Source organism: Algiphilus sp. (assembly GCF_023145115.1).
GTDB lineage: Bacteria > Pseudomonadota > Gammaproteobacteria > Nevskiales > Nevskiaceae > Algiphilus.
This window is the reverse complement of record NZ_JAGLEJ010000019.1, coordinates 1-5523: the sequence shown is the minus strand read 5'-3', so window position 1 is coordinate 5523 and position 5523 is coordinate 1. Positions and strand designations below refer to the sequence as shown.

General features: G+C 72.0%; 6 protein-coding genes. 4 read left to right on the top strand and 2 right to left on the bottom strand.

Annotated elements, in window-relative coordinates; translation table 11 throughout:
* The first annotated feature begins 51 nt into the window (after nt 1–51).
* On the top strand, nt 52–741 hold the full coding sequence (gene mtnC, locus KAH28_RS06770) for an acireductone synthase (RefSeq protein WP_290575226.1): 690 nt from the start codon (nt 52–54) through the stop codon (nt 739–741).
* On the opposite strand, the gene murI is transcribed toward mtnC, so the two are convergent.
* Together murI and cysQ are read right to left on the bottom strand one after the other, a co-directional pair.
* On the bottom strand, nt 728–1549 hold the full coding sequence (murI, locus tag KAH28_RS06765) for a glutamate racemase (RefSeq protein ID WP_290575225.1): 822 nt from the start codon (nt 1547–1549) through the stop codon (nt 728–730). The genes mtnC and murI overlap by 14 nt on opposite strands.
* Nucleotides 1546–2340, bottom strand: coding sequence for a 3'(2'),5'-bisphosphate nucleotidase CysQ (gene cysQ, locus KAH28_RS06760; protein WP_290575224.1), 795 nt, complete (start codon nt 2338–2340; stop codon nt 1546–1548). Before cysQ ends, murI begins: the two co-directional genes overlap by 4 nt.
* A gap of 38 nt (nt 2341–2378) precedes the next feature.
* Here cysQ and KAH28_RS06755 point away from each other — a divergent pair, with 38 nt between their 5' ends.
* The 3 genes from KAH28_RS06755 to KAH28_RS06745 form a co-directional block, all read left to right on the top strand.
* Nucleotides 2379–3044 carry an HAD-IA family hydrolase gene (locus KAH28_RS06755; protein ID WP_290575223.1) on the top strand — a complete coding sequence of 222 codons (666 nt, stop codon included), beginning with the start codon at nt 2379–2381 and terminating at the stop codon, nt 3042–3044.
* Nucleotides 3045–3128: 84 nt separating this feature from the next.
* On the top strand, nt 3129–4520 hold the full coding sequence (locus tag KAH28_RS06750) for a DUF4856 domain-containing protein (protein ID WP_290575222.1): 1392 nt from the start codon (nt 3129–3131) through the stop codon (nt 4518–4520).
* 84 nt (nt 4521–4604) lie between these two features.
* The coding region (locus KAH28_RS06745; protein WP_290575221.1) for a pilin at nt 4605–5523 on the top strand (919 nt) is incomplete at its 3' end.

Sequence of the window (5523 nt, the reverse complement as noted above, 5' to 3'; positions counted from 1 at the left end):
CAGGGAAGGCCGGGCCGGGACCACGTGCCACGGAAGGCAACGGAAGCGCCAATGATTCAAGCCATCGTGACGGATATCGAAGGCACCACAACCTCCATAGCCTTCGTCCACGACACCCTTTTCCCGTACGCCCGCGAGCGCATGCGGACCTTCCTGCGCGCCCGTGCCGCGGACAGTGACGTCGCCGAACAGATCGCGGCGGTGGTCGCCGAGAGCGGCTGTGCCGCCGAGCCGGATGCGGTCGCCGACGAGCTGCTGCGCTGGATGGATGCCGACCGCAAGGCGACGCCGCTGAAGGCCCTGCAGGGCATGATCTGGGCGCAGGGCTACGCCGACGGCAGCCTGCAGGGCCACGTCTATCCGGACACGGCACCGTGGCTGCGCCGCTGGCACGAGCGCCGGCTGGCCCTCTACGTCTACTCGTCGGGCTCGGTGGCGGCGCAGAAGCTGATCTTCGGGCACTCGCTGGACGGCGACCTCACGCCGCTGTTCAGCGGCTACTTCGATACGCGCATCGGCGGCAAGAAGGACCCCGAGGCCTACGCCGCGATCACCCGCGAGCTGGACCGCCCGGCCGGCGCGATCCTGTTCCTGTCGGATGTCGGCGCCGAGCTCGACGCGGCGGCCGCCGCCGGCATGCAGACCTGCCAGCTGCTGCGCGACGACACCGCCGTCCCGGCGCCCGCGCACGTGCAGGCGGGCAGCTTCGCCGAGGTCGACGAGCGCTTCAGGCTGAGTTGAGATCGCGCCCCAGGCTGGTGGCGCGCACGCCGTCGCCCAGCCAGTGCCGGGCGGGCTGCTCCAGCGCCGCCGGGGCGGGGAGCGTGGTGTGGAAGCGATGGGTGGGCACGGCGTCCGGCGGTGCGGCGAGGCCGTGCGCCTCGAGCAGTCGTGCGGTCTGCCGGGCCACTGCCGGCGCCGGGTCGATGAGCGCCATGCCGGGGCCGCACAGGGGCGCGATCAGGTGCTTGACGAGCGGATAGTGCGTGCACGCCATCACCAGGACATCCGCGTCGGCGTCGCGCATCGGTTCGACGAAGCCTTCCAGCAGCGCCGTCAGCGCCGCGTCGGGCATGCAGCGCTCGATGGCATCGACCAGCCCCGGGCAGCCCTGCGCGACGATGCGCATGTCCCGGGCGTGCCGTGCCACCGTGCCGCGATAGAGCTCGCCGGCGAGCGTGGCGGGCGTGGCCAGCACGCCCGCGACCCGGCGCCGCGACTGCGCGGCGGCCGGCTTGATCGCCGGCTCCATGCCGACGAAGGGAACGTCGGGCCAGGCGCGGCGCAGGTGCTGCAGCGCTGCCGCCGATGCCGAGTTGCACGCCACCACGATGAGCTTGCAGCGCGCCGCCATCAGGAAGCGCACCACGCGCAGCGACAGCGTCAGTATCTCCTGTGCCGGGCGCGGCCCGTAGGGCACGTGTGCCTGATCGGCGACGTACACGCACGATTCGGCGGGAAGTCGGGCGGCGATCTCCCGCCAGACCGACAGTCCCCCGATACCCGAGTCGAAGATGCCGATCGGGCGCGCGTCGCCCGGTGCGCTCATCCGCCGAGCTGATCCACCCAGGACGCGTCGGGGTCGCCGATCACGACGAAGCCGGGGTTCAGCAGGGTGTCGCGCTGGTTGTAGCGCATGGGTGTCATCTCCGGCAGCGTGGCGACGCGCGCACCGGCGATCTCGGCGACACATTGACCGGCACCGGTGTCCCACTCGCTGGTCGGGCCGGTGCGCGGATAGAGGTCGGCGGCGCCCTCCGCCACCAGGCAGAACTTCAGCGAGCTGCCCGTGCTGACGGCATCGTGCGCCGGCAGCTTCGCCAGCAGCGCCTGCAGGGCCTCGTCCTGGTGCGAGCGGCTGACCACGAAGGCGGGGCGCTCCGGTGCGCGGCGCGTGCCGATGGGGCGGCGCCCCTCGCTGTCGTCGCGGAAGGCGCCGATGCCGGCGGCGGCCAGGTAGGTGGCGCCCAGCGCGGGCGCGTGCACCACACCCAGGACCGGCTGGCCGGCATCGATGAGCGCGATGTTCACCGTGAACTCGCCGTTGCGGTTGATGAACTCCTTGGTTCCGTCGAGTGGATCGACCAGCCAGAAGCGTTCCCAGCTGCGGCGGTCCTCGGACTCCGCGTCGGTGCCTTCCTCGGACAGGATGGGCAGCTCCGCATCGAGAGCCCGCAGGCCCGCCGAGATGATCCGGTGGGCGGCAAGGTCGGCCTGGGTCAGTGGCGAGTCGTCGGCCTTGTTCTCGACGTCGAAATCGGTGTTGTAGACCGACAGGATGGCGTTGCCGGCATCGCGGGCGATGTCCTGCACGGCGTGCAGGAGCTGCTCGTTGATCATGGAGGAAGCTCGGAAAGTGCAGGCCGTATGATAGAAGCATGGTCGACACACTGCCCTGGGACGCGATCGACGACGTGCTGCTCGACATGGACGGCACGCTCCTCGACCTCGCCTTCGACAATCATTTCTGGCAGGAGCTGCTGCCCGACCGGCTGGCGCGCGCGCGCGGCGTCGACGTGGATGCCGCGCGCGCCGAGCTCGAGCCGGTGTTCCGCGCCAAGCTCGGCAGTCTGGACTGGTACTGCATCGACTTCTGGACGCGCCACACCGGGCTCGACATCGCCGCGCTGAAGCGCGAGGTTGCCGCCGGTGTGCGCCTGCTGCCCGAGACGCTGGACGTCCTCGACGCGCTGGCGGCCCGCGGCAAGCGTCTCTGGCTGGTGACCAACGCGCACCCCGAGACTCTCGCCATCAAGCTCGAGCGCGCGCCCATCGCCGCCCGGTTCCACCGCATCGTCAGCTCGCACGATCTGCGCGCGCCCAAGGAGCACGCCGCATTCTGGGAGCGGCTGCACGCACGCCATCCCTTCGACCGGCGCGCGGCGCTGATGGTGGATGACTCCGAACCGGTGCTGCGCGCGGCCGGTGATTTCGGGGTCGCGCATCTGGTGGCGGCAGCGTGGCCCGACCGCAGCCGACCGGCGCGCGCGCCGGCCGGCTTCCATGCGGTCACCACCCTCGACCAGCTGCTCGGAGGCGTCTAGCGGCGCGCCTTCGGCCCGGCACGACGGGCGTTTGCATTGTTCTTGCAAGGGTTGTGAGACCCGACCCGATCAAGGATGCTCCCGATGCCGATGTTCCGAACCGCCGTGCTCCTCCCGTGCGCGCTTGCGCTGGTCGCGTGCGGGGGCGGCTCGGGCTCCCTGGGCAGCGACAATGTCGACACCCCGGAGCAGTACGTGTTCGACAGCGTGTTCGTCCCCGGCGAGAGTTCGGTGGTCTACCGCGAGGCGGTCTGCCATCAGACGCTGATCGTCGCCCTCGCCGGGGCCGTGCGCGATCTGCAGGCGATCGGCGGCGCGGCGTATCGCAGCGATGCCATCCCTTACTTCGACGATACCGGCGGTGAAATCGCGCAGCGTGACGTGGCGGCGATCCTCGGGCTCGACGCGCCGGTGCCGGCGCCGGCCGCGACGATCGGCGCGCTCTGCGAAGGGCGCGCCCTGGCCGATGCCTTCGCCGGCAGCGCGCCGGCAGTGGAACATCGCGACTGGAACACCGCCTTCGAGGGCGCCGCCGGTTACGCGAGCGCGCGGGTCTTCCTCGAGGATCTGGTGGCGCGCGCGTCCGAGCAGGCGGCGAGCGGCAGCGGCGCGCTGGATGCGCCCCATTACGTGTCGCCCGGGGGCATCGACTATGCGCAGCTGATCGCATCCTTCCTGCAGGGCGCGGTGGCCTATTCGCGCGGCGTCGATGGTCATCTCGGCGACGACGTGTCCGGCAGCGGCCTGCGCGCGCCCTTCGAGCGCTCGGGCGAGGCGCCGTTCGCGGTGCTGGAGCACGAGTGGGATCTCGCCTTCGGCTATTTCGGCGCCGCGCGCGCCTACGGCGACCGCAGCTATGCCGCCAATCGCGAGCGCGCGATCGACGACAACGGCGACGGCGTGCTCGACGTCGTGTCGGAGCTCAACTTCGGCGCGGCGCGCAGTGCCGCCGCCCGCGATGATCGGGTCGCGCTGCTGGCACCGACCAACTTCTCCGGCCGCGCGTTCAGCGGGTTCCTGCTCGGCCGTTCCATCCTGACCGCCGGCGCGTCATCGGTGTCCGAGCTCGAGCAGACCCGCCTCAGTGCCCTCTTCCTGGCGCGTGACACCCTCGTCGAGAGCTGGGAGCGCACCATCGCGGCGAGTGTCATCCACGAGATCAACAACCTCCTCGCGGCGATGGATGCCATCGGCAGTGACGACTTCACCATCGCGGCACTGGCGCGCGCCTTCTCCGCGATGAAGGGGCTCGCGCTGGGCCTGCAGTTCAATCCCGATTCGCCGGTGCTGGCCCCGCTGGGGACCGGCAGCAGCACGTCACGCTTCCAGCGGTTGCACGCGCTGATCGGTGATGCACCACCCTGCGATGCATCCCAGTGCGTCGACGAGCGCGATTATCGCGACGACCTGATCGAAGCCCGCGGCCTGCTGGAATCGGTCTACGCGTTCAACGCCGACGCTGTGCTCGCCTGGTAGTACCACGCGGCCCCGGCGGGCCGGTGCCGCGCCGCTCGGCTCGTGCCTGTGCGCACGCGACGCGGTCGGGTATCGTGTCGTCCGATGGGGGAGACGACCGGACACTTCGCCGAGGCGTGTGGCCATCGGGCGCAGGCGCGCGGCTTCACGCTGCTCGAGCTGATGATCGTGGTGACGGTCGTCGGCATCCTGGCCGCGATCGCCATCCCGGCCTATCAGAACTACGTGGTCCGCGCGAAGGTGTCCGAGGGATTCGCCTTCGCTTCCGCGGCCAAGGCTGCCGTGGCCGAAGCCTGGATCGTCGACGGGCGCCTGCCGGAGAGCAATGCGGAAGCGGGGCTCTCGGAGCCGGACGTGCTCGGCGGGAATCACGTTCGCTCGGTAGAGGTGCTGGAGGGTGGTGTCATCCGCATCACCTTCGGCGTGCGACCCATAAGGGATGAAACCGTGACGCTCTCCCCGGAGCCCACTGGCGGCTCCATCCGGTGGCGTTGCGCCGCGAGTCTGCCGGCGCACTACCTGCCCGCGGCGTGCCGGGGCGGCGCCGGAGCAGCGCCCGGCGGCGGCGCGGGCGGTGGCAGCGGCGGCGGATCGGGCGGCGGCGGAAGCGGTGGTTCCGGCGGTGGCAGTGGCGGCGGTGGTTCGGGCGGCGGCGGCAGCGGTGGTGCCGGTGGTGGCAGTGGCGGCGGCGGTTCGGGCGGCAGCGGAAGCGGCGGCGCCGGCGGTGGCAGCGGCGGCGGTGGATCGGGCGGCAGCGGAAGCGGCGGTGCCGGTGGTGGCAGTGGCGGCGGCGGCGGCGGATCGGGCGGCGGCGGAAGCGGCGGCGCCGGCGGTGGCAGCGGTGGCGGTGGATCGGGCGGCGGCGGAAGCGGCGGCGCCGGCGGTGGCAGCGGCGGCGGTGGATCGGGCGGCGGCGGAAGCGGCGGTGCCGGCGGTGGCAGCGGCGGCGGTGGACCGGGCGGCAACGGAAGCGGCGGTGCCGGCGGTGGCAGCGGCGGCGGTG